The sequence below is a fragment of the Pseudomonas sp. BP11-1-1 genome (assembly GCF_052112105.1).
GTDB lineage: Bacteria > Pseudomonadota > Gammaproteobacteria > Pseudomonadales > Pseudomonadaceae > Aquipseudomonas > Aquipseudomonas alvandae.
Map to the genome: position 1 here is coordinate 1 of NZ_JAUTYU010000047.1, position 600 is coordinate 600.

At 64.8% G+C, this 600-nt stretch carries 1 protein-coding gene; it reads left to right on the top strand.

Annotated features, from left to right (window positions below; all coding sequences use genetic code 11):
• Nucleotides 1–600 (top strand): carbon starvation CstA family protein (locus tag Q7C33_RS28920; RefSeq protein WP_407684597.1); only part of this gene is annotated, 600 nt, incomplete at both ends.

The following is a 600-nucleotide window of genomic DNA, read 5'->3' on the forward strand; positions in this document are numbered from 1 at the left end:
GGTACCACTTCGCGATCCTGTTCGAAGCGCTGTTCATCCTCACCGCGGTGGACGCCGGCACCCGTGCCGGGCGCTTCATGCTCCAGGACCTGCTCGGCTCGTTCGTGCCTTCGCTCAAGCGCACCGAGTCCTGGACCGCCAACCTGATCGCCACCGCCGGCTGCGTCGCGCTGTGGGGCTACTTGCTGTACCAGGGCGTGATCGACCCGCTGGGCGGCATCAACACCTTGTGGCCGCTGTTCGGTATCTCCAACCAGATGCTGGCCGGTATCGCGCTGATGCTCGCCACCGTGGTGCTGATCAAGATGAAGCGCCAGCGCTACGTCTGGGTCACGCTGCTGCCGGCGAGCTGGCTGCTGATCTGCACCACCACCGCGGGCCTGATCAAGCTGTTCGACGCCAACCCGGCGATCGGCTTCCTGGCCCTGGCGCGCAAATACAACGATGCCCTGGCCGCCGGCCAGATCCTGGCCCCGGCCAAGAGCATCGAGCAGATGCAGCACGTGGTGTTCAACGCCTACACCAACGCAACGCTGACGGTGTTGTTCCTGTTCGTGGTCTTCAGCATCCTGTTCTACGCGCTCAAGGTCGGCATCGCCG